We start from the raw sequence: 23,487 nt of genomic DNA, 5'->3' as shown, positions 1-23,487 counted from the left end.
TAGTTAGTTAATTGAATTATTATTAAGTAGTTTGTATGGAACCATCACTCATTTCGGAATTCCGGCTCTGGAAGCAAGTTATTTATTTTGGCTTGTTTACCTTATTTACAGCTAAAGATTAAATATTTTTTGTTCATTTATAATGCTTGATAAAAATGTCCGCTCGAATTTCGGTACTGCCAAAGTTCGGTCGATCTTTTTCTGCTTGATTGCATTCAACTATTTCATTGAATGCAAACCAATAGAATTTCCTTCGGTGTCCATCACCACAGCGCAAAAACCATAATCTCCAATGGGCATTTTAACTTGTAATACTTTTCCGCCTGCATCTTCTACCCGGCTTTCTTCGACAGAACAATCGTCACATGCAAAATATACCATCGTACCACCCGCGCCTGGTTTCACATGAGAAGTTTTGCATAACGCGCCACTTATATTGCTTCCGCCTTCAATCCAGGGAAAACTCAACATTTCTAAATCCCCAAAGTCGCCCGGTGCTTGCAAAGACACCATATTGATTTGCAATACACTTTCATAAAATTTTTGTGCTCTTCCCATATCCTCTACATAAATTTCTACCCATGTAAATGGATTTTTTGCTTGTGCTGTCATTATTAAATTAATTTAAGTTATAAATTTTCTTTCACCCTCGTTTAAAAAAACGCAAATTAAACATTTATAAATTTGAGATCTGTCCTATTCGAAAAAGCTAGGCTAATTCAAAACATTTAACATTTTGAAAACATAGGAGGTCCTTCAAATCAAAAAGTAATGATAAACAAATGCGGACCAGGAATTCACGGTCCGGAGGCTAAGGTTCTCTTATTTCTAATTAATTATTCAACATTCCGAGGAGTTGCGGGTCTTTGTTTCTTAAATCAAGGCCCCCTTCATAAACAGATTTCAAATTCACCAAAAAAAACGACCAACCAGTCGAGCAACCAAGTCGGATTCCTTGTTTTGATTTATCGTCGGTCGGAATATTTTTTTGTGTTAACTCTACAATTACATAATCATCTTGGCTTAAAAGTTGAATGTCCACTAAACATTCACCTGCAAATGTAAATTGTAGAAAATCTTTTCCGTTTGCTTCAGTTATTCTTCCGCGTTCTGTAACATCGTACAAATACCAACGCCATTCGTAACTCATCCCCGTTTCTATGGACTCATTCCTATTTATGGGAGTTTGCTGAGCATTATAAAATAACGCTTCGCTTAAAAACCATTTTTCAAGCTCCGAGACAGTTGTCCAGGCCTTGTAAATTTCAGAAATCTTTGCTTTAACAGCAATTTTTCGCGTAAAACGTGTCCAGTCAAAGTTATTCATGTTATTGCATTATTTATGGTCTTGATCTTTTAATTTGAATTTATAATACAGATTTTGGTTTTGGCTATTTCGTCATACACACTTCGCTCCCCCTTAGTTTTAACAATACTTGCAAAATAGACAATAGCTATTATTTGTGGGCCCATTAATAATCCCCATATCCACAAAGCTAGTTCCATTTCCTTTTGTGAATAATAAATGGTCCAATGCACGCCCGTATGTGCCAATTCCCAAGGTAAGTATTTAAGTAGATTCCTCAAGAAGATATGATCATGGGAAGCAGCTGGATTTGGAGTTACATTAATATTTAGGATTCTTTTTCCAATAGTCCCTTTCCAGTTGCTTTTTTCCGTCAGATAAGAATAAAGGAAAACAGGAAGTGTCAGACATAGAAATCCAATGAGTTGGCTTTCAAAAGGATGTATATTTAAATTGAGATTGCATTCTGATGCAATGCTTTGTGTCAATAGAAACAAAAAGATCCCATAGATCCCTATAATTCCATAATCTATAATTGAAGCAAAGATTCTTCTATACAGCAATTGCATAATGGACATAGCGGCATGATTTCTCACGCAATATTAAGGCGTTTATTTTGGGAAATCGAAAAATCGTTTGGGATTTCGTTTTTTGATTTCGTTTTGGGATTTCGTTTTAGGTTTCGTTTTGGATTTCATTTTGGATTTCGTTTCGGGATTCATTTTGGATTTCGTTTCGGGATTCATTTAGGATTTCGTTTCGGGATTCATTTTGGATTTCGTTTCGGGATTCATTTAGGATTTCGTTTCGGGATTCATTTTGGATTTCGTTTTGGGATTCATTTTGGATTTCGTTTTGGAATGGGTTGAAACCCATTCCTATTTATGGATTACGGTTCAATTACGGTTCAATTCATGTTTCTTTGGATTTTCGGTTTTGATTTTACCTTTTTGGGTTTTCGTTTTTTATTCCGGCTGAAGCCGGCTTGCGGGGTTTGATGTTCGTTGTATGATTTCATATTGACATTTCAAGAATTTTCGTCTTTTTTCCGGTTGATGCCGGCCTTTGGGTTTTTGATGTGATTTAAAATTTATTTCGATTTGGATGCATTCGATTCGAGAATAAAATCGGGCATTTAATTTCCCCAAATAGTCCTTATCTTCTTGGCTTTTAAGTAAAAATCTTCCCCGTTAATGATTGAATTTCCAACTGCTCCTCCCAAATATCCCAATGAATCGCAATTACTGTTTAATATATAAAATTGTTCGTGTTCGGAACCATCTCCTGAATCAATATAATAAACAATCCCATTTTGAAATTCGTATTCAATGATATAGGCCTGCTGGTAGCCAACATATTCATTGATATATTGGATTGACTTTAATAAACATGGCGGGGTGTGTAATAAATCATTTTCACCGCAATTCATGTAAATAAATAAATATCCGATCAAAATGCAAGTAAGCCGGCTTTTGTTATTTCTATTTTTTTTCATCATTTGTACTTCTCCTGATTATGAATGATCTTAATAATGTTAAAATGTCTATAGCATTATTTTATTGAATTCAAACTAATTCAACATAGTACATTGCCATTTCGCCTTTTCCTTTTACTTCAATTTTGCCTCTGTTTTCAAATTTAAAATCCTGATCGGCATGGAGTAAATCATAAGTTGACTGACTGATATTTACTTTGCCAACGTCACTATTGTTTTCAAACCTGCTGGCAATGTTTACGGTATCTCCCCATATATCATATTGGAATTTCTTAACTCCAACGATACCTGCGACAACCGGACCTGAATGTATGCCTACGCGCATTTCAAATGCTTGTTTGCCGATGGCATCATTCATGGTTTTGCGTTCTGCAATAAATCTTTGCATTTCCAGGGCAGCAAGAACCGTATTTTTCACTGATCGATCTGAAGGCACAGGCAGGCCTCCTGCTGCCATATAGGAATCGCCAATGGTTTTTATTTTTTCAATGCCATATTTTCCAACGATGCCGTCAAAAGTTTCGAAGCAGGTATTGATCTCATTCACCAATTCCGCAGCACTGAGTTTTGAAGATGTTTCAGTAAAACTTTTGAAATCAGTAAACAGAATGGAAACCAAATCAAAATCACGCGCATCTGCACGGCCTTTTTCCTTGAGTTCGGCAGCTATTTCAGCAGGTAAGATATTGAGCAGCAAATTTTCAGAACGGTCTTTTTCTTTTTCTATTATATTTTTTGCTTTGCGTACATAACGCAAACGACTGTACAAGCCCCCGGATAATAACAATATCATTCCGCCGATGCCATATGCAATATTTCGATTTTGATTCTTTTGCCGCACTTCTTCCTTGTGCACTGCTTCTATTAAGCGACTTTCTTCGGCTTTGACAATACTATCCTGCAACATTTGTTTTGCAAACTCCATCTGTTGTAGTTTTTTTCCGGTTTCTTCAGCTTTCAAACTATCTGTAATCCCATTCATCTTCTCCAGGTATTTCAGCGCTTCATTTCCTTTGCCCATAACTTTGTAGGTCTCATAAAGGCATTGACAAGCACCTTTTTGTTGGTCCAAGACACCAATTTCTTCAGCGATCAGCAAAGCATTTTGGCAAGCTTTCATCGCCATTTGAAAATCACCCTGATTTTGATAGATCACACCAATATTTTTTAAACTACTCGCAATTCCTGATTTATCCTTGATTTCTTCACGAACCGCAAGTGCCTTTTTCGTATATTCCAATGCACGGGAATAGTTGACTTGGTCTTTGTAGATTAGACCAATATTACTAAGACTATAAGCTATGCCTTTTTTATTTCCAAGACCTTCCTGGATCGCTAATGACTTTTCATAATATTCCAAGCCACGTGGATAGTTGCCTTGATTATGATAAATGTTGCCAATATTATTCAAGCTATTTGCATAACCTTGTTTGTCTCCTGATTTCTCAAATATCGCCGGCAATTTTTCATAGTATTCTAAGGCACGTTTGTAATTGCCTTGGTTTTTGTAAATATTGCCAATATTGCCCAGACTCGATGCGATTCCGCCTTTATCTCCAATTTCTTCTTTAATCGCCAGTGATTTTTCATAATAAGTTAAAGCGAGTGCATAGTTGCCTTGGTTATTGTAAAGATTACCAATATTGTTAAGGCTGTTTGCATAACCCAATTTGTCTCCGACTTCCTCAAAGATCGGCAGGGCTAACATATAATTTTCTAAAGCACGGGAGTAGTTACCTTGTAAATGGTTTGCGATACCTTTTAAGTTATAAGCCTGGGCAGCTGCTTTGGGATAGTTGTGTTCAGTTGCAAAACGGTTTAGGGATTCTGCTAACACAGCAGCAGTATCGGGTTTTGAAAAAAGGAAACCATTCCAAATGTAATCCTTGTAGGCAGCAACTCTTATGGAGTCGGACAGTGTTTTGTGCTGCCAAATGGAATGTAATGAATCCAGATTTTGAGCTTTGGCCGTAATTGCTAAAAGCAAGAGTAATAAAAAGTAATAGCAGTATAGCAAAATGAATCTTAAAAAATATAACATTTGCTTCATTTTGTTGTTTAGATTCAATTGAAAAACTTGAGCGGTAGCTTGCATATTTATATTTTTGATTCAATGCTGAATAGTGCCTATTTCATTTCGTTTGTTTTCTTTAATCCATATCAAAAATCACGAGATATACCGTTCCATTTTGATTCATAAATTAATTTAAATATCTAAAGAAAATACCGGATTTTATGGCCTATGCATAAATGCTTTACCCATCGTAAAGAATTTCATTGCCCATTATTTAAAAAATTAGTTTGAAAATTAAGAATTTGAATGTGTGTAAAATCGTGAAGTGCTGTCCTTCTTGCCATTAAATAAATGGTTTCTTCTCTTACTTTTCCGCTTTCCGTTATTTTTCTGTTCCAATCCAATTTTTTTAATGATTTTAAAAAATTCAAATATTTCTTTCGTTCATAACAATAAGCCATCAACAATTCATCCAATTTAAAATCTGCAAATAAATTCAGCCTGTCAAAATCCCTTTCAGCATGAATAGGATAAACGAGTGGGTTCTTCAAAAGAAATGCAGGATAGACCATCGTGTAGTTGGGTCCTTCAAAATTGAGCAAATGTATCAAGGTTTCTCTGAAGGAGCGTTTGCCTGAAATAATGGGATTTAATGATGTTCTTTCGTCAAATTGTTTGGCAATAGCTGTCAGAAAGTGAGGCGTGTATTCTAGCGTTGCGAAAATATAAGCAAGTGCCGCTTCGGAAAATATAGTCGGCATTTCGTTCTTTTTCTTTTGAACTAATTTTTCTAATTCTGCCTTGTAATTTAATTTCATTTTTTTTGATTTCCGATGATATTACTGGCAAAGCAATTTTGTTCGTGCTAATGCCCGATTATTTTATTCCGATGAATTTGGCCCCAATCGGCCAATTCCTTAATTACTTTCCTTAATGTCATTCCATGCTCTGTTATTGAATACTCAACTGTGGGCGGAAATGTGTCATAAACTTTTCTAATGATCAACTGATTTGTTTCCAATTCCTTTAGGTGTTTAGATAACATCTTATCCGTAATATCTCCTACATCCTTTGATATTTGTTTAAATCTCTTTGCCCCAAAAGAAATGGACAGCATAATTGGCAACTTCCATTTTCCATTTAAGACTTCCAAAGCGTCACGTACGGGAAGCATTCGTTTTTTACATGTTTCATGTTCTTGACTTGCTTGTGTTGTCGTTTTTGTAGTAGTCATCCTTTTATTACTATGTTTGAGGATATCACTATCCAAAAGGATAGTAATATCTTATGGATAGCAAATATAACTAATTTTGTCCCATCAAAAAAAAATAAATGGAACTCATAATTTGGATTTTTCAGACTTTACTAGCCCTAGTTTTCGCTGGAGCAGCAATGAAAAAATTAAACCCTTCAACAAATAACATGCTTGCAGGAAAACAATCGCTCCCAGATAGAAAGCTGATTTTTTTAAAAATTCTTGGGGTTTTGGAATTGCTTGGTGTGATTGGAATTATCGTACCTCAGCTTATAAATGTATATCCTATTCTTACTCCCGTTACAGCGGTCTGCTTTGTATTGGTATTAACAGGAGCTTTATTTGATAAAATAAAAAGTAAAGAAATGAAAATGTTGCCTTTAATTGTAGTCTGTATTTTAATGTCAATTGTTGTCGCTTATTATAGGTTCTAAAATGTATGTCTCAGGAAATTTTACGCCCATTCTACGGGCTGCTTGTTACGATTTCATGCAAAATGTATAAGAACCAATAAATATCCAATCATTCTTGTGGCATTTGTATATTGTCTTACTGTTTTGTCTGAACTTATCTCAAGAGGATCACTAAATACAAGATGAAAATTATTCGCTATGGTCGGTCCGATAAACAGGACTGTTGCGATAAAGAGTAAAATCAAAATATATACTTTCGCTTCAAAACCATTTGCGCGTCCTTCAAGATGATAATGGATTGGAATTATGTCGGGCAAGTATGCGTGGTTTGTTAAGGTCATTATCCAGCGAATGCATTTGTGTAATTCATGCGTTCCAATTTGCCGCATGAAAAAAATAGGTGGAGGTAAATTTAGTTGGCCAATCTATTATGTCAGCTTTTTTGGATTCAATTTATATTTTTATCAATTTGAATATTTTCCGGTCTTTGTTAGTCTGATGTTTTAAATTAATGATATACATACCTGCCGGAAACGAAGAAATATCTATGGTTTGGGCGGATTCTTTCCATTCAACACTTCTTACCATACGACCAAATGAATCAAACATCTCCAAGTCATATGAACCAGAAAATCTGCCTTTGATTGAAAACTTGTCCAGCACCGGCATCGGAAAAATTTGAATCCAATCTTGTTCATTTAAATTTCCATTATTTGAGACCACTTTAGGGTTATAGAAACCAAAATCGACGCTGTTATTTCCGTTGGCATCATAATTAAAATAACAATTAAATGGGTCGCCATCATTCAGTGGCTCTTCGTTTATTCCAAGGGTCACAATACCGGACATAATATCCGTGAAAGGATTTCCAAAACCATTATTGTCAAAATCAACATCATTGTTTGCATTTGCCTGGAATCCATTTGTGGATACAAAAAATTCTAATGGTTCTCCAGGATCCCAATTGTTCACCTGCCAAACAAAAACTACATAGTTGCCGGGCTTAAGACCTGAAAAGCGATAATATCCATTTTCATCTGTCACGCGAACACCCCCAAATCCTTTCCAGTCCGGAATACCATCGCCGTCTGAATCCGACCAAATGACCAGAGACACTCCCGGAATTCCAGGCTCATCGGGTTCATTGATGCCATTTCGATTCAAATCATTCCATACTCTGTTCCCAATCGATACGACATCAGGCAGTATCGGATTGGCGCAGTCCTGATAACAAAACGACATATCGTTGATCGCCAATATCATTTCATCACCCATGGCTTTGCCAATATTTAAAAAAGTCAGGGCATTATTGTTATAGTGATAAATGGCATCTTCCGGCGATTCTGACCGATTTAAATAAAATGGTTTCGAATTGACGAATCCAACTTTACCACCATAAATACTATCATTACAAGCCACGGTTTCTTGAGCCACAGAAACTATATTTTGCATACTCTGAACCCATGTGTCATTGGTTTGCTCATAGCCACCCTGGCCGGCGCTTGCTATAATTACAGGTAGTTTGGGGTTTTTCAGCTCATTTCTAACATCATTTACCAAATGATACAAATTGCTTTCATATTCATTCAAATGGTCGTCGGATGCGCCATCATTCCAACCTTGAAACCAGACAAATCCTGAAATTTCAAAATCCATTGCCTTGAGCTCGGGAAAATAACTTCCCATGTTTTCAGTAACATGGTTCAACTTTTGGATCAACGCCAGATAGGAATCGCCAACATTTCCTCCAGCCGAAGGCGGACGAAAATCAACGGCCAGACTTTTGCCTCCCCAGGCCGTTTTTATAATTAAAATGGGGTCTTCATAATATTTATCCAACTGATGTGCAAAGGTCAATTCAGGCCCAATCAAATCCGAATAGGCCCCTTGGCCTACTGTAACATTTGACTTTATGGTGTCGCTGCCTTGCTCATAGTAGAGGTATGCATTTTCAAGTGTAGTCCAATGATTTAAGCTCCCGATTTCAGACCACTTTCCGGTTGAATCATTTTGGATCACATGATTTAAGGTTCCGGGAGCATTTTCGGGACGATTGACGGAGCCATATCCTTGCATATTCGACTGACCGGCCATAACAAATACCCTTACTTTTTTTTGCGTTTTTTCTTGTCTGGTTACAATAGGAACATAACCTATTTCCAGGCCTGCCGGTGCTTGAATGATAGCCGCAGGATCAACGGTAGCAATTCTTCCGATGGCAGGATTTGCCAGGTATTCATCGGTATGACTCCAGTTGGCATGAATGAGTTCGATTCTTTGTTGGAGTTTGTTGCGCATATCCAAGGTTAGATTTGCATGGATGATAGCGGGTTGGTCCACAAAACGATACCAGTAATAGGTAATTGTGGTGCCGTCTCCGAGGTCTGCTTTAAATGGGCCCGCTACCGGTCCGGGATTGTTCCAGGGACCATTGGGATCTTGCCAAAGACAATCCGGGTCTAAAGGTGTCAAATAGGTGATTTCTGATCGAGGCGATTTAGGAACCGGGGTGGCTAACAAATTTGTAGAAGTGGGCACTTCGGTCTCTTCAATTGCATGCCATAAACTGTCGGTATCAAGCCTGAAATATTCGGGCAATTTAAAGACTTTTCCATCTTTCTCAACGACATTGAGATCATATTCAAAGCCCATGATATCATTATTGAGCTGCACGTTATCAATATAGTTGAGGTCGACCTCTTTTTTTATTCTCGTGGGTCCGTTTTCTTGAATCTCAGCAAACATAGATCCTCCATTATTGATAAAAGGAACCGGGCGAATCCCGGCAGCTTGAATGCGGGTTGGTACTTTAGGGCCACCATTAAACCAGGACTCCATGTCATTCCAAAGTGCATCCCGGGAATAAACTGAAATTTGGTTTAAAATCATTGATCTGTCATCATTATTGGCCGGAAACTGCAAGCGATTGACCTTAGCGTATCTTTTTCCATTGGCATCATGGGCGATGATAGCCGGAGACCCCGCATGTTCAACTCCAAAAGCTACATTGGGATCTGAAGGCCTAGTATCTAGCATCAGACCTTCTAAGCCAGGATTGAGCAAAACAGCTTCAGTCCAAAAAGTGGGCAGAAAAAAACTTACAGGCCCTTTAAAATTGGTGGAATTCAAGAATAAGGTCCAACATTGATTCCCTGTTTTGATGTTCGTGCCATTGGTATTGCTTATCGGTTCTGTTAAAGGCAAAGGAATATATCCATATCCAAGCATTTCACCATTCAGACTTTGGGCCATATTCAATCCGTCAGGTGCCCACAGTAATTTATTGGATAACTGGGCCACACCATATTTGCCTCCGGGAGTGCTCCAATCCCGCTGCCCATTTGGTAAGCTGTTACTTCTTCCAGCGCCGGGACCATTAGCCCAGGCATAAAAATCATGGGACACCCCACCCATAATAAACTTGGGGACTTTGGTACCAAAACGCGTGTCATGCCACCAACCCAAACCTCCTTCAATTGTAGTATAAAACTGTTCCTGCCCACTTATTTTTTGAGTCGTCAACCAGCTACTGCTCAAACCCGTTTGAAATTCGGCAGGCCCGGGATACTGCTTAAATATGGGCCAGGCGGCACAATACATGGTATAACCTGAACCAAAGCTCGTATCAGCAATATGTTCTGTACTTATCCAGGTGAATCCGGATTGTGAACCCTTTACAATTTGAGCATTGGCAATATTAAAAATGCCAGGAATTAATACTAATAAAACGGCAGCCCAATAATTTTTTTGTAGGATTTGAAACTTAATATTGGCTTTACACAAATTATTCATGATACATTTTTTAAAAAGCAGCTTTATCATATTTTTTTTTCGAGTATTGCTTGCGTATAAGTTACCTGATGTGGCATAGTCGCCACAAGTTCGAACATCAGCTGCCAAAATTAGTAATTAATTTTTCATTCACAGAAATATTGTAGCGCATGAAATAACATGTGCGTTTGTGTGTTTGTTGATCAGGAATCGCAGCAGCATTGCTTTCAGCTCTGCGAAAGCAGTATGTACTGAATCAATTGAATTGAAAATAAATTTAGGATTTAAAATCGTGATCTTAAGAAAGTTTTATAAATTTTTCAGGTCTCATAAAGTACCTGTTTTTAAATAATCTTTACAAAGTTGCTAAGTTCAGTACAGAATAGATGAAAAATTTTACTTACTAGGCCTGTAGTATATAAATCAATTACTTTGAAATAAGGATTGTAAAACCATATTGTCTTAAATATGCAAGTAGTATGCAATTATTTGTTTAATTTTTATCTTTCAAAAAAGCCTTTATTTCACCAATCAACTCATTGTGAAGCGGCAATTCGGCATTGTTATAAGTTGCCATATTTTCAGATGCATCGGCAGTGCTTTTTCTGAGCACATGATTCATACCTATTATTACTTTTAAGCTCGCTAAGTTTGTGAGCTTACTCATTTCTGTAGCACCTTCAACCGTTATTTGTAAGTCGGTAGTACCTTGAATTATTAAAATAGGGATGCCAAGTTTTTTAATTTCCTCTCTTGGCTCATATTTCATAAATGACAAAAAATAATTTTGGACAGCGGGACCCATCAGACTTTGCAGAAATGAAGGGACACTATCAACTTTTACACCTCTTTTCAGGCTATCCAAAATAGGAAAAGCTGCATCCTTTACAAAATTGGGCTTGTTTGATAATTGCCTTTTCAAAGTAGTATAGAGATCGTCTGTAAGCCCGGCTAAGGAGATGAATTTGTTAACCGGATTATTTTGAATTGCCAACATAGCAACCAATGCGCCTTGACTATGCCCAATGACGGCGATATCAGAATATTCTTTTTTTAAATAAGAAATCCAATTTGTTGCATCCGTGACGTAATCTTCAAAACGCAAGGATTCGTAAGATACTAAATCTGATAAACTTTTACCAACACCTCTCTTGTCATATCGCAAACTGGTATATCCCAAATTTGATAATTCTAAGGCAAGTTTTTTGAGGGCATCATTTACATATAGTGGTTTAGTATTTCCATCTCTATCCGTTTGTCCTGATCCGGAAATAATCAAGATAGCCTTATTTGTTTTCTTTTTAGCCAGCTCTAAAGTCCCCGATAATTCAATTCCGCCAGAAATTATAGTTACATTTTCCTGCGCCCAAAGAGAAGCTGAAAAGAAAAAGGCTGCCATCGATGTCATTAAAATTGCTGACCAAAGTTTTAACATACTGCAATGAAATTAAAAGAATGTTATTTTTAGGAGCACGACCATCAATTTCAAAACTTCTTTCATTTATTTTAAAAAATCACCGTCAATGATAAGAAGTTTTACCCATTTTTCAGATATAGAACGATGTGAACTAAGTCCATCAGATACTATATATGTTTCTCCTTTTATTAATTTAATTTTTTCACCCGTACTTAATTTGCTAATAAATTCTCCTTCTAAACAATAAACGATATGTCCTTTTTGACACCAGTGGTCTGCCAAATAGCCGTCTGAATATTCTACAATCCTTATTCTAAGTCCATTAAATAACATGGTCTGCCAAATTGCAGTACCTGATTCTCCTTTATATTCAATTTTTTCAACTGAATTCCAATCTATGGTTTGAAATGGAATATTACTCATAGGTTTTATCGATAATTTAAATGTAAAGTTATTGCTTGCCTATTTTATAAACATTTGGGTCAAATAATTCCATATATATTTCCGGCATAGGCAATTTGGTAAAGCCATACTTTTCGTAAAGCCAATCTGCTGTGGAAGTCAATAATATCCATCGTCTCAGCTTTTGTAAACCTGGGTGACCCATTACGATGTCCATTAGTTTTTGGAAAGCCCGAGACCCCGATAATCGTCCAAAATATAAATGTCTCCTAAATAAGCAATCGTTGAAAGGTCGGATATGACTCTTGCAAATCCTATTTGTTTGTTATTATGAAATAGTCCGAAGTTTAGAGAATTGTCAATAGAAGTCTTTACGGTTTCAAAAGGAATGTTGTCACACCAACCCGCATATTTTGATAGAAAGTCGTGAATTGCAGCAATATCCATTTTTGACTTGTCCGTCGTAATTAAAAAACTGTCAAAAGTGACTTCGATTATTTCCATTGTTGATTAATTACCAGATCTATTTTAGCTTTTTAAGTTGTTGTTTTTCATGATCATTCAAAATTATAATAAAGTACAAGGGTAAATTTGGCTCAACAAATTTAGGAAATATAACCATAACAATAAAGCTTCATTGCAATTTGGAAATCATTTTTGATTTAGTTTACAGTTTCGTTATGGATTGCGTTTTGCATTTCGTTTCGGAATGGGTTGAAACCCATTCCTATTTATGGTTTCCGGTTCAATTCATGATTCCTTGGATTTTCGGTTTTGATTCCACTTTTTTGAGTGTTCGCTTTTTATTCCGGCTGAAGCCGGCTTCCGGGGTTTGATGTTCCTTTTATGATTTCATTTTGAAATGGATTGCGTTTTGCATTTCGTTTCGGAATTTGTTTTCGTTTTGCATTTCGTTTTTTATTTTTCGTTTCGGAATGGGTTGAAACCCATTCCTATTTATGGTTTCCGGTTCAATTCATGTTTCTTTGGATTTTCGGTTTTGATTCCACATTTTTGAGTGTTCGCTTTTTATTCCGGCTGAAGCCGGCATCTGGGGTTTGATGTTCCTTTTATGATTTCATTTTTGAAATGGATTGCGTTTTGCATTTCATTTCGGAATGGGTTGAAACCCATTCCTATTTATGGTTTCCGGTTCAATTCAAGTTTCTTTGGATTTTCGGTTTTGATTCCGCATTTTTGAGTGTTCGTTTTTTATTCCGGCTGAAGCCGGCTTCCGGGGTTTGATGTTCCTTTTATGATTTCATTTTTGAAATGGATTGCGTTTTGCATTTCGTTTCGGAATGGGTTGAAACCCATTCCTATTTATGGTTTCCGGTTCAATTCAAGTTTCTTTGGATTTTCGGTTTTGATTCCACTTTTTTGAGTGTTCGTTTTTTATTCCGGCTGAAGCCGGCTTCCGGGGTTTGATGTTCCGTTTATGATTTCATTTTTGAAATGGATTGCGTTTTGCATTTCGTTTCGGAATTTGTTTTCGTTTTGGGTTTCGTTTTTTGCATTTCGTTTCGGAATGGGTTGAAACCCATTCCTATTTATGGTTTCCAGTTCAATTCATGTTTCTTTGGATTTTCGGTTTTGATTCCGCATTTTTGAGTGTTCGCTTTTTATTCCGGCTGAAGCCGGCTTCCGGGGTTTGATGTTCTTTTTATGATTTCATTTTTGAAATGGATTGCGTTTTGCATTTCGTTTCGGAATGGGTTGAAACCCATTCCTATTTATGGTTTCCGGTTCAATTCACGTTTCTTTGGATTTTCGGTTTTGATTCCACATTTTTGAGTGTTCGCTTTTTATTCCGGCTGAAGCCGGCTTCCAGCATGGTGAATAAGATATTTTGGAGTCTCAATTGCAAAATCAGAAACATATTAAAGCCAAGTTTCCATTTGCTGATTTAAATATTCAGGCGAATTTTCTTTAAAACAGCAGCTTTACTTTAATTGCTGTTAAAGTAAGATGCGCAGAAAGCATGTTTTCGGCTTAGGTAATGAAATTGCGTATTGGAGAGAGGTTAGATGAGTTTGAATTATGATTCAAACCGATTGGATAGGTTTTGAAGCTGAGTGAAATAAAATTGACCTATGCGATTTCCTTAAATTTTAAACCTCAAGTTTAATTTTCTTCTAATTCCAAAGTGATAGGAAAGTGATCACTAAAACCATCAGGATTAATGGGTTTTCCCATGCCCCCAAAAGGAATTGGCGAGGGGTATTGACCGGATCCGACCATTTCCGGGAAGTTATTAATTTGAACTGAAGCCGGTTTCGCTTTTATTTGAGCGCTTGTTTTAAGAAGATTCGCATTTGCAAGGAACTGGTCTAAGAGATTAGGCTGATTATTAAAAAAGAAAGACCCAACGCCTTCATCCATAAGGGGCCACATCATATTTAGGAAATAAGGATTCGTCCCATTCACAACTCTGTTTTTGCTTCTGAGTGACAATGCAAAATTAGTAAGCGCTTTATCGAAAGGCTCGTCGTTAAAATCGCCCATGGCCAGAACTGGCGTGTCCCGGCCGTGTATTTCCATAATGCGATGATGAAAATAAGCGAGGGTCTCACCTGCTATTTGACGATACCCTTCAGATTCATATTGGCCCCCACTGCGCGAAGGCCAATGGTTTACAATGATCACCAAACGACGGTTGCCGGCCACCGTCATAAAATTAACCTGGAGAATATCCCGCGTAGCGGTTCGCCGCATCACGACATGATTGAAAATCATATTGGGCTCCATGTTAAAACGCGTCTGGTCATAAATAATAGCGACATCAATACCTCTTTGATCGTTGGTATCAGAATGGATGACGGCATAATTTCTATTCGGCAGGTTTAGCGCTTGAACCAATAAATCCAAAACGTGTTTGTTCTCTACTTCGCAGACACCTAAAATATCAGGCCCTTGACCCGAATTCAGCTGCTGAATGATAGCAACCAACTGTTGAATTTTAAGGTCCAATTGAGTCTGGTCCCAACCAGTCAAATCATTGCCAATGGCTCTATCCAATTTATCCGACCTTCTTGGCGAACCTTGAATGTCAAATAAATTCTCCAGATTCCAAAAAGAAATGCTGTATTGTTCCATTGTTATGTTTTTTAAGATTTATTAAAATACTTTAGAATCTTGAGTGTCGATGCCAAAGTGAATCACTGATTCCGGATTAAAATTAGCCACTGTGTGTCGTATAATTTGAGATCCAATTTGAAGTAATGATTAATTCTTTATTGAGCCAATTGAATGAAACAAAGATTTCCGATCAGAAATTGGAAAAGAGGAAAACTTCAAGAGCTGCAACGGAGATAAAATGACACAATATTCATAAAACAATCCTTTCTTTCGCACGATATCCCCGAAGATTGATATTCACTCCAGGCATCCCAATATAAACTACAGCAAGTTTCGGTTTATGGCGTTTACATTGTTCGCACAGCCTGCGTTACGAAAACTTAGTTATTTAGCGGCAGTCTTTTCGCTCGCAGATAGCATTATTAAATAGATTGCATTAAGCAATTAAGATGGTTTTTGTGTGCTTGAAGAGGCTTTGTCCAAAGCTAAGAAAGAACAAACAAGACCTACCAGCCATATCAAAGACCTTACCCAGTTCATTCGTCCCCATTCAGATGCAACTCTTTTGAGCGTCTCTGTATCGGGAAGCTGTTCGGAAAGAAACATAATCTCATTTCTGGGATAAAAATAGGTAAAAGTTAAAATCATAGAGCTTATATAGCAAAGTAATGCTATACTCAAATACAGCCGTATGGAAGTTGATTTTTTCCAAAATAAAATTAATGTAATTGCAATCAATATCAGATTTGTAGGATCTATCAGTTGAAAAAAGGTACCAGGATTTGCAACTACAAAAAAATCCCTGGTAGCTGTTATGGAATAAGGGACGTTGCTTTCCCAGTTGGCTGCATTGACTATAGAATTGTAAATATTGGCAAAAAACAAACCGCTTGAAAATGCAACAGATGCATAAAGAACAAACCTTTTCATATTTAGTGATCTTTGTTACATCAAAAATAGATCTGAAAAGAAAATGGTGATAGTAAAAAATCGACAAAGTCAAATTTTGTCCCAGTCAAGCTGAAACTGCATATGTTCTCCCGATAAATCTTTGTGAGCAAGGGTGGGTGTGAGTTTAGAAAACTCTTTAAAATCCTTGATAAAGTGCATTTGGTCGTAATATCCTAATTCATATACCAAATTTGCCCAGGATATTGTCTTTCGGCTTTCGAGAATTTTATATGCCTTATGAAATCTGGAAATTCGTGCGTACATCTTGGCAGACATACCCAGTCGTTCTTTACATTTTCGCTCAAAATTACGGATACTCATACAAGCCAATCCTGCAATCCGGTCGATATTTGTGTTATGGTTTACCGACAGGAATTGCAAGGCATAATCAATGGGTAAGGGTTCTTTGACCTGAGATAGTTTTCCGAGAAAATACGACTGTACAATACTATCCAATTCGTCTCTAGAACTAGTGTCGTGAGATTTATCTATAAGTTCTTCTATCTCTTTGCCAATAACTTCCCTGGCATTGTACCCATTGTCAAATATTTCTGTCATTGGAATATTCAAAAACCGGTTTAATCCGCCGGGTTGAAAAATAATTGATACGGCTTTATGACTTTCTTCTACCAATAGTTTGAAGGGAGTAATTTGTGCTCCTATTATTGTACAGGAAGTAACCGTATTGAAATTGTGTTCTCCTGATTTTTTAGACTTGAATCGGGTATAAAGATTGATGAACATGGTCTGGTCGGGCGAGGGCATAAAATTACCTTCCAAACTTACAGGAACATTGCCGAAATCAGCTTCGATAATTACGACATGCCTTAACAGCGAACGTAATGCAGGATGAATGTTGCATTTTTCAGTACGGATATTTGGTAACAGCTTGTTCATTTTTTACGTACAAGAGCAATGGTAAGTAATTTATTCTTATTTGTGTTTTATCGGGCATTCCAAGATTGCTGTGAACACGAAGGAAAGTTGATGATTGCAGGATAAAATTACGGAATGGAAATCAATTCTACTAGCAGTCATCAACTTTTCGAGTTGAACGAAGCCGGGCATTACTATAAGGGAATTGTGCCTGCATGCCCACTCTCCTTAATCCTATTTGCGGTCTCGGAATTTACATTCGGGTATGTCGATCTACTTTGTGTAGAGCCTGGTGGTGATCCGCCTGATGTTTTGCCCATGATGGGTGTCCATCAGATTTTATTAGCTCCTCAAAATTGTACTCAGATTATACTGCCATGAGTGGCTCATTTTGCACCGGAATTGGTGGCTCACTTTGGCTGGAATACTCGCTTGCAGCATCCATCACTCTGCTCGGCTTAATGACTTTTGCTGTTAGGCATGGCTTCCTATTTTATTCACAGAACAATTTATGGCCTAAAATGAAAACTCAGATCAAAATAAACATTTTCAAAACTCTAATCTATTGCAAATCATTCTGTAACCAATTCGTTTTTTAGCACGACATCCCCATAGATTTCAATCCACTCCAGGCGTCCCAACATAAACTACCCCAGGTTTAGATCAAAGGCGTTTACATTGTTTGTGCTGCGTGCCCAAGGAAAACTTAGTTGTTGTCAACTCGCAATTTAATCTTGGCTCTCCTTATCATCTGGCCTCTTAAAAAGCTGTTGAGCTAATTTAATCATAGTTGCTTTTGGTGGATTCGAGTTCCCAAATTCATGTCTTGAATAACCAAGTAATAGCAAATGTTTCATTGTAGCTAGTTCGGTGTCGTTTGAATAATCATAAAAATATAGGTGCCTTAAATGACCCATTAAATCAAAGAGATAAAAGGAATTATTTTTTAATTTGCCTATATAGTTTTCAATACTTTTTCTCCATCCGTGGAATCTCATACTTATAATAAGTAAAGCTAATATATGTTTGTTGAGAGGAATCTTTTCTTGTTCAAATTTATCTAATAATAAGGGACCCATTTTTTCACTGTTAATATCATCTTTAAAAAACTTAATGATATTTCCGGGAATATGTTGCAAAATCATATTAATTCTTTCGTCCACCGAGTCTCCAAAATCGCCTTCAAGATTAAAAGATTGACCTTCATAAGCCGCTCGCCCTTTAATTGCCAATTCAGGAGTTAATATCATTAACGCTTTAGCTACTTGCTCATAGCTCGTAATAATTGAATCTATCATCGCTTTTTTCACATTTGAGTTCGCATAATCACTATTTCTTAGTGCTCTAGATGAAGCAACTATTTTTCTCATCAATACAGCTAAAGAGTATTCATTTAGAATTGTGTAAATACCTTGGTCGTAAGGTCTTAATTGATTTTGTCGTGAGTCTGCGTGCTGGTCTTTAATTTGTGGTGGTAGTTTTGAAGCCTGGACATTTTTGTTAATTTCATCACGAGCTTTTTCTATACTCTCATTAGACGGATTCCATTCTACTTTCAAATATGGATCTACATGTTGAGGAATACCTAGCTTATTCAATACGTCATTACATGTTAGTTTTAAATCATTATTTAGTATCGAGATTGCATCGGTTCTTCGCCTATCAATTCCAGTGTAAAATTCAATTATTTCAGGATAATTCACGTATTTTCCCGACTCAAAAATGAATTTACAAAAATCTGGATTTGCATGCATTCTATTGGCAGCAAAATAAAATAACCAATATCTTGCTCGGAATGTAAATACATTAGATTTTTCTTCAATGATGCCGTTTGAATTCAATATTTCAAACAAGGTTTTAGTATTAAGTGTGATATAACTTTCTGCACAAGTCTTTTTTGAAAATAACAAAAACTCATCCTTTGTAAAATGATATTTATCCCTGCGAATCAAGTCTTCACATAAAGCGCCAATTACGAACTCACAGTCTTTCAAATCAGGTATACTTGAATAACCAATATCTGCATTTAAATCGAATAAAATAAAAAGCACTTTGTTGAGCATATCAGATCGATTTACAGTTCGCTCATCAAAATACTTTTCGCTTACTTTTAACAAAGTCAAACAATTTAATGGAGTCCTATGAATATTTAATGTATCTAGATCTAAAACAATTTTATTCAATAATTTGTCTTCGTCTTGAATGTATTTTATTTCATTATAAGAAGAAACCATTTTTCTGATTTCTGTCTTGGGCAATGCAAGCAAATGCATTATTTCAAATTCTCTTTCAATTTTTTCGGACTGTGAATCATTTAAAAACTCTGCAGACTCTATGGTTTGCATTACTATTATTGGTGTATTCTTAAAAGTATTTGTTATGTTCCTTAACAATCTCATGCCGCCATGCAAAGAAACTTTCCAAGAGTCTAACACAATACATTTTATCAAGGTAATATTATCGGTTTGAAAATTTCGTCTTAATTCATTAACTATACCTTTTTCGATTGAATTGCGATTTATGTCCTTTGCATCTATGTATAACCATATATCATTATTCAGCCACGCCTTTAAAATAAAATAACGAGCTAAAGAGGTCAAACCAAATTGTGGAGGCGATTTAATAATAATAGATTTTGGAGTGTCTATTATTTCATTTAAATCAATACGTGCATTAAAATTATCTACATAATTGGAAGATATTTGGTCTGTTTTACACAAAATTGGCTCTATCCAACATGGATTGTAACCATCAAAAACACTAAGGGTATTCGATAAATTCTCGTTAAGAAGTTTTGTAATAACATCATTCTTTTCCTCCGTCTGAATTTCAATTATTCTTTCGTTTTTAGATAAATCTAATTCCTCTAAAAAGGACTTTGTAAGAGGCAGTCTTAAATTATCTTTGAATTGTTCGGTTCCAATATACTCATTGTAAAATCCACCAAGCGAAGCCACACGTTTTTTTAAATTGGAATACCTTGGCGATATGTTCAGGATCCATATTACTCTGTGGTATATCTTTTTGTTGAAATACATACATATTTCAATATCTTTTCGTGACTCATATTTACTATACGCGTCTTCAAATTCTTCGACTGTTCCTGATTCAGCCCTATCAGTCGGCGAGCCGAACCTTGACCACATTATTCCTATAAACACGTGATATTCTTTTAAAAGTAATTGTCGATTTATTACTGCTTGCCCGTCATCAGCAAATGATGGCCTGCTATCATCCTCCCACATTAGTGTTTCAACGCGAAAATTAAATTTCTCGCCAATTGTCTTGTTTATATGGCGTATAATTTCTTTGCAGGCTATGCGTTCGTCAATAGTGTCCCCTGGCGAACCAATAAAACATTTATATATAGTTGCTTCCATGTCTTAGGTTAATTATTGCTTGTTGCTAACGGTGGCATCTACACCGCATACCGCCACCTGCGTTGACTTTGAGCGTTAGGCTTAGCGGCGGTTGGCGTTGAGTGCTTTTTTTGCTTCATTTTATTATTCGCATTCACATTCAATTCCAAGTTCAAAACAAATCGCACTCCTACCTACTGATACTGCACCGTCTATGAAACCTTGCTTGTAGTTTTTGATGTTAAATGTGTCAACATCACATTTCTTTACTTCATTTTTTATTTCAAAGTTGGCATCATATGAAATGCAACGAATGCAGGTTCTGCATACTTCTTTTTTGCAGTTTGTAGCAAAAAACAGAAGAAAGACTATTGTTAAAAAAGCAACATTTTTCATATTTTAATTTTTAATTGCCATAGTAAAGTCTGTCATCTTGGGTGTTCAATTGATTATCTGCGCCAGCAAACCGAAGGATAAACCCCTTTTGCTATCAAGGCTATAATCAAGACGTTCCTTTTTTTAAGGCCAAGATTGCTGCATGAGCATTTACTTCGTCAAGGCCATTAGGGTATTTTCCATTATTTTGATAGAAACTATTAATAGAGTCTATCAGAGTTCTCATTGCTCTACCGTCGTTAAAGCCCTTATCTCTTGCAGTCATTTCTGGGACTTCAATGGTATTAAGAATTTCAAATACAGTGCAATTCCCTTGATTGGCACGTTTTACTGCAAGTATCTGCGGGTAAAGTCTTGTTTCCGCATCATAAATTTTCGATTTGATTGCTGACATTGATTGCAAGGCTGTTTGAATTGAGGCTTCGCTAATGTCAATAGGCAGGGTTATTAAGTCCGTAATTTTGCCAGATTCCATACCAATAACGTCAACGCTAAGTTGTCCCCTAAGTTGATTGGTTTTTGCTGCGATTCCAAGTCCAAAAAGGGAACTAATATCAACACCTGCTTTAAAGGTAGTTATCTGAGCGGTAACTCGTATACCAATTCCAACTTTTGCAAACCCTTCACAAGTGGTTCCATTTAATATTTTTAAGGTTGTAAATTTCCCATAATCCATGGTAATCGTGTATGAACCTTGCTCACCACTTAATGTGGCGGGACCAAATGATGCTTCGGCAGAATTGTCTACTTTTTTTACGGAGGCGTAAACAGTTTCGTTGGGCAAAAACTGCCTACACAAATCACTGTTCGCCGATAACTCCTTAATAGATAAAGTATCAAACTTACTTTTTGATTTATCATAAATCACTACAGTTTGTTCAAATTCCATTGGGGAAATTGGAATGAAATCCTTGTATTGAGATTCGGCGATGAACATACCCATGGGCGGTTTTTTCTTTTGTCCAAATAAATTAAAAGTGATTCCGAGAGTTAAACAGAAACAAATGAGGATTTTCTTATTCATATTATTTATTTTATTTTCGTGATTGAAGCGAACACAAAGGAAAGTTGATCATTGCAGGATAAAATTACGGAATACAAATCCATTCTACAAGTTGTCATCAACTTTTCGAGTTCAACGAAGCCGGGCTTTTATATAGGGGAATTGTGCATACATGCCCACACTCCATAATCCTGTTTGCAATCTCGGAATTTACACAACATCTTGTTTATGGATCTGGATCGCCGCTTTATTCACCTGTGTTTTCCGTTATTGTGATTTAAAGTAATGCTTTAGGTAATTTTAGCTCAAAGACTCCTATGGTCAAGCCAGGCCTGATTAAGACTTGCCAGTATTGCATTCGTGTTACTTTGATCTGTCTCCATGATAAACTAAAAATAATTTTCAGCCAAACAAAACAGTATATTGTACTTATTAAATGCTGCATATAAAAATCTAGCTCTTGAATATTTGATACATCACACGAAGACAATTATGCATTTGTAAAGCCTAAGTACTCAATACCTTTTAAAATTTATATTTCCTGAATAAAATTCAATTTTACTTAGTTTCAAGATTTGAAGAATAAGTAATCTCACTCTCAATTGACTTTACCTTGAACTTAAATTCTGCAGATGCATGATTTTTTACCATCGCTTTCCACTCTTCAATGTCCTTAGCATTACCCTCTGAACTTTCCAGTTTATATATAATTTGCTTAAATGAATGAGAATTTATCACTGAGTATCCCGGTGTATTAGCCACACTTTTAGCAGTAAAATAAATGATTTTGTCTTGAAACGAAAGCTCACCCTTTGGAAAAATTACCGCATCCGTTTTGCCTGAGTTAAGGATTCCGACAATAAAATTCAAATCTCCTGTCCTAAGTTTTTCGGTTTTATCATTAATAAAAGGAGTGACATAATTTACAAATCGCTCTATTTCTCTTTTTCGTTTTTCCGCGCTAAGACTAATACCTCGTAGTATTTGAAGCGCTCCTTTCGGATCTTCCTTTGCCAGCGAGTAAAGTGTTTTGCCACCAAATAATTCAGGATTCATGAATTCCAATAAAAGTTCACTTTTACCATCCCAGGAATTAATATTCTTAATGTTTGTCATAACTAAATTCAATGTTAAATCATATGCTAAATTAGCATCTCCAAGTGATTCCAAAACATAACTTACTTCTTCCTTTGACATTTGATTTTCAAAATCAGTAGCATCCAAATCCGTTAGCAATGAAAGTTCAATATTCATTTTCAAAGGATTGACAACACTATCAGGCAGTGCTAGATTATTAGATCCACTTGCTGAAACTACAGTAAATTGCTGCTCAATATTTGTTAATGTCAATTTTGGCCTTTCCAATTGTTGCCCAAGGTAATAAGCAAGAATAATTGAAACGGGGCTTAAGATGATCGCAATTGATCCACCAATTAAAGCTTTCTTTGCATCAAGAAAAAAGGGTTTTGTATTTTCCATAACTCATCAATTTATTAAAGGAATTAAACTTTTCATATTCATTCTAAATCACATTTTAGTCACCTTATATTAAAAGGTAAAACACCACATTTATTAATGCGAATAAAAAACTTATTATAGCTCCTTACAAGATTTCTCAACTAAAATTCTCCTATACCCTTCAAAATTCGGAATTAGAAATTGCGCCAAAAATTTCAGTACTAAACAAACCCCACGGCTTCGCCACACCCAGTCACATCCTGCTGCCGGGCAAGAAAAAAATTAAAACCTAT

20 protein-coding genes and 1 pseudogene are annotated in these 23,487 nt (G+C 36.3%); 2 read left to right on the top strand and 19 right to left on the bottom strand.

What is annotated here, in order from left to right:
* Window positions 1-219: 219 nt before the first annotated feature.
* From IPM92_04155 to IPM92_04125, 7 genes are all read right to left on the bottom strand, one after another.
* Complete coding sequence (locus IPM92_04155) at window positions 220-612, bottom strand: VOC family protein (protein ID MBK9107581.1); 393 nt, start codon at window positions 610-612, stop codon at window positions 220-222.
* Between the two features lie 220 nt (window positions 613-832).
* Window positions 833-1,327 carry an SRPBCC domain-containing protein gene (locus IPM92_04150; GenBank protein ID MBK9107580.1) on the bottom strand — a complete coding sequence of 165 codons (495 nt, stop codon included), beginning with the start codon at window positions 1,325-1,327 and terminating at the stop codon, window positions 833-835.
* Window positions 1,328-1,356: 29 nt separating this feature from the next.
* Window positions 1,357-1,902 carry an RDD family protein gene (locus IPM92_04145; protein MBK9107579.1) on the bottom strand — a complete coding sequence of 182 codons (546 nt, stop codon included), beginning with the start codon at window positions 1,900-1,902 and terminating at the stop codon, window positions 1,357-1,359.
* Between the two features lie 539 nt (window positions 1,903-2,441).
* Window positions 2,442-2,801, bottom strand: coding sequence for a hypothetical protein (locus IPM92_04140; protein ID MBK9107578.1), 360 nt, complete (start codon window positions 2,799-2,801; stop codon window positions 2,442-2,444).
* Between the two features lie 70 nt (window positions 2,802-2,871).
* Window positions 2,872-4,896: a tetratricopeptide repeat protein gene (locus tag IPM92_04135; protein ID MBK9107577.1), complete on the bottom strand. Its 2,025-nt coding sequence runs from the start codon at window positions 4,894-4,896 to the stop codon at window positions 2,872-2,874.
* A gap of 179 nt (window positions 4,897-5,075) precedes the next feature.
* Window positions 5,076-5,633, bottom strand: coding sequence for a hypothetical protein (locus IPM92_04130; protein ID MBK9107576.1), 558 nt, complete (start codon window positions 5,631-5,633; stop codon window positions 5,076-5,078).
* 47 nt (window positions 5,634-5,680) lie between these two features.
* The gene (locus IPM92_04125; GenBank protein MBK9107575.1) at window positions 5,681-6,049 is read right to left on the bottom strand and encodes a helix-turn-helix transcriptional regulator; all 369 of its coding nucleotides are present in this window, start codon (window positions 6,047-6,049) and stop codon (window positions 5,681-5,683) included.
* Between the two features lie 98 nt (window positions 6,050-6,147).
* Here IPM92_04125 and IPM92_04120 point away from each other — a divergent pair, with 98 nt between their 5' ends.
* The gene (locus IPM92_04120; GenBank protein MBK9107574.1) at window positions 6,148-6,504 is read left to right on the top strand and encodes a DoxX family protein; all 357 of its coding nucleotides are present in this window, start codon (window positions 6,148-6,150) and stop codon (window positions 6,502-6,504) included.
* Window positions 6,505-6,557: 53 nt separating this feature from the next.
* Here IPM92_04120 and IPM92_04115 read toward each other — a convergent pair whose 3' ends face one another.
* The 8 genes and pseudogenes from IPM92_04115 to IPM92_04080 all read right to left on the bottom strand — a co-directional run bounded on the left by IPM92_04115 (window position 6,558) and on the right by IPM92_04080 (window position 16,999).
* Window positions 6,558-6,800 carry a hypothetical protein gene (locus tag IPM92_04115; protein MBK9107573.1) on the bottom strand — a complete coding sequence of 81 codons (243 nt, stop codon included), beginning with the start codon at window positions 6,798-6,800 and terminating at the stop codon, window positions 6,558-6,560.
* A gap of 136 nt (window positions 6,801-6,936) precedes the next feature.
* Window positions 6,937-10,275, bottom strand: a complete 3,339-nt coding sequence (locus IPM92_04110; protein ID MBK9107572.1) for a T9SS type A sorting domain-containing protein — start codon at window positions 10,273-10,275, stop codon at window positions 6,937-6,939.
* A 472-nt stretch (window positions 10,276-10,747) separates the two neighbouring features.
* Window positions 10,748-11,689 (bottom strand): alpha/beta fold hydrolase, encoded by a 942-nt coding sequence (locus IPM92_04105; protein ID MBK9107571.1) that lies wholly within the window; start codon window positions 11,687-11,689, stop codon window positions 10,748-10,750.
* A 66-nt stretch (window positions 11,690-11,755) separates the two neighbouring features.
* Complete coding sequence (locus tag IPM92_04100) at window positions 11,756-12,094, bottom strand: DHCW motif cupin fold protein (protein ID MBK9107570.1); 339 nt, start codon at window positions 12,092-12,094, stop codon at window positions 11,756-11,758.
* A 28-nt stretch (window positions 12,095-12,122) separates the two neighbouring features.
* Window positions 12,123-12,577 (bottom strand): annotated as a pseudogene (locus IPM92_04095) (GNAT family N-acetyltransferase).
* Between the two features lie 1,620 nt (window positions 12,578-14,197).
* On the bottom strand, window positions 14,198-15,169 hold the full coding sequence (locus IPM92_04090; GenBank protein ID MBK9107569.1) for an endonuclease/exonuclease/phosphatase family protein: 972 nt from the start codon (window positions 15,167-15,169) through the stop codon (window positions 14,198-14,200).
* A 426-nt stretch (window positions 15,170-15,595) separates the two neighbouring features.
* Window positions 15,596-16,081: a DUF1772 domain-containing protein gene (locus IPM92_04085; protein MBK9107568.1), complete on the bottom strand. Its 486-nt coding sequence runs from the start codon at window positions 16,079-16,081 to the stop codon at window positions 15,596-15,598.
* 69 nt (window positions 16,082-16,150) lie between these two features.
* Window positions 16,151-16,999, bottom strand: coding sequence for an AraC family transcriptional regulator (locus IPM92_04080; GenBank protein ID MBK9107567.1), 849 nt, complete (start codon window positions 16,997-16,999; stop codon window positions 16,151-16,153).
* Window positions 17,000-17,113: 114 nt separating this feature from the next.
* On the opposite strand from IPM92_04080, the gene IPM92_04075 reads away from it, so the two are divergent.
* Window positions 17,114-17,359, top strand: coding sequence for a hypothetical protein (locus tag IPM92_04075; GenBank protein ID MBK9107566.1), 246 nt, complete (start codon window positions 17,114-17,116; stop codon window positions 17,357-17,359).
* 347 nt (window positions 17,360-17,706) lie between these two features.
* Here the strand turns inward: IPM92_04075 and IPM92_04070 are convergent, their stop codons facing one another.
* The 4 genes from IPM92_04070 to IPM92_04055 all read right to left on the bottom strand — a co-directional run bounded on the left by IPM92_04070 (window position 17,707) and on the right by IPM92_04055 (window position 23,215).
* Window positions 17,707-20,358 carry a hypothetical protein gene (locus IPM92_04070; protein ID MBK9107565.1) on the bottom strand — a complete coding sequence of 884 codons (2,652 nt, stop codon included), beginning with the start codon at window positions 20,356-20,358 and terminating at the stop codon, window positions 17,707-17,709.
* A 123-nt stretch (window positions 20,359-20,481) separates the two neighbouring features.
* Entirely contained in the window at window positions 20,482-20,733 is a 252-nt protein-coding gene (locus tag IPM92_04065) for a hypothetical protein (GenBank protein MBK9107564.1), read from the bottom strand.
* A 106-nt stretch (window positions 20,734-20,839) separates the two neighbouring features.
* The gene (locus IPM92_04060) at window positions 20,840-21,757 is read right to left on the bottom strand and encodes a hypothetical protein (GenBank protein MBK9107563.1); all 918 of its coding nucleotides are present in this window, start codon (window positions 21,755-21,757) and stop codon (window positions 20,840-20,842) included.
* A 537-nt stretch (window positions 21,758-22,294) separates the two neighbouring features.
* A complete protein-coding gene (locus IPM92_04055) occupies window positions 22,295-23,215 on the bottom strand; it encodes a hypothetical protein (protein ID MBK9107562.1) in 921 nt (306 codons plus the stop codon).
* Window positions 23,216-23,487 lie beyond the last annotated feature (272 nt).

The organism is Saprospiraceae bacterium, assembly GCA_016719615.1.
GTDB lineage: Bacteria > Bacteroidota > Bacteroidia > Chitinophagales > Saprospiraceae > Vicinibacter.
This window is presented reverse-complemented; position numbering and strand designations above follow the sequence as displayed.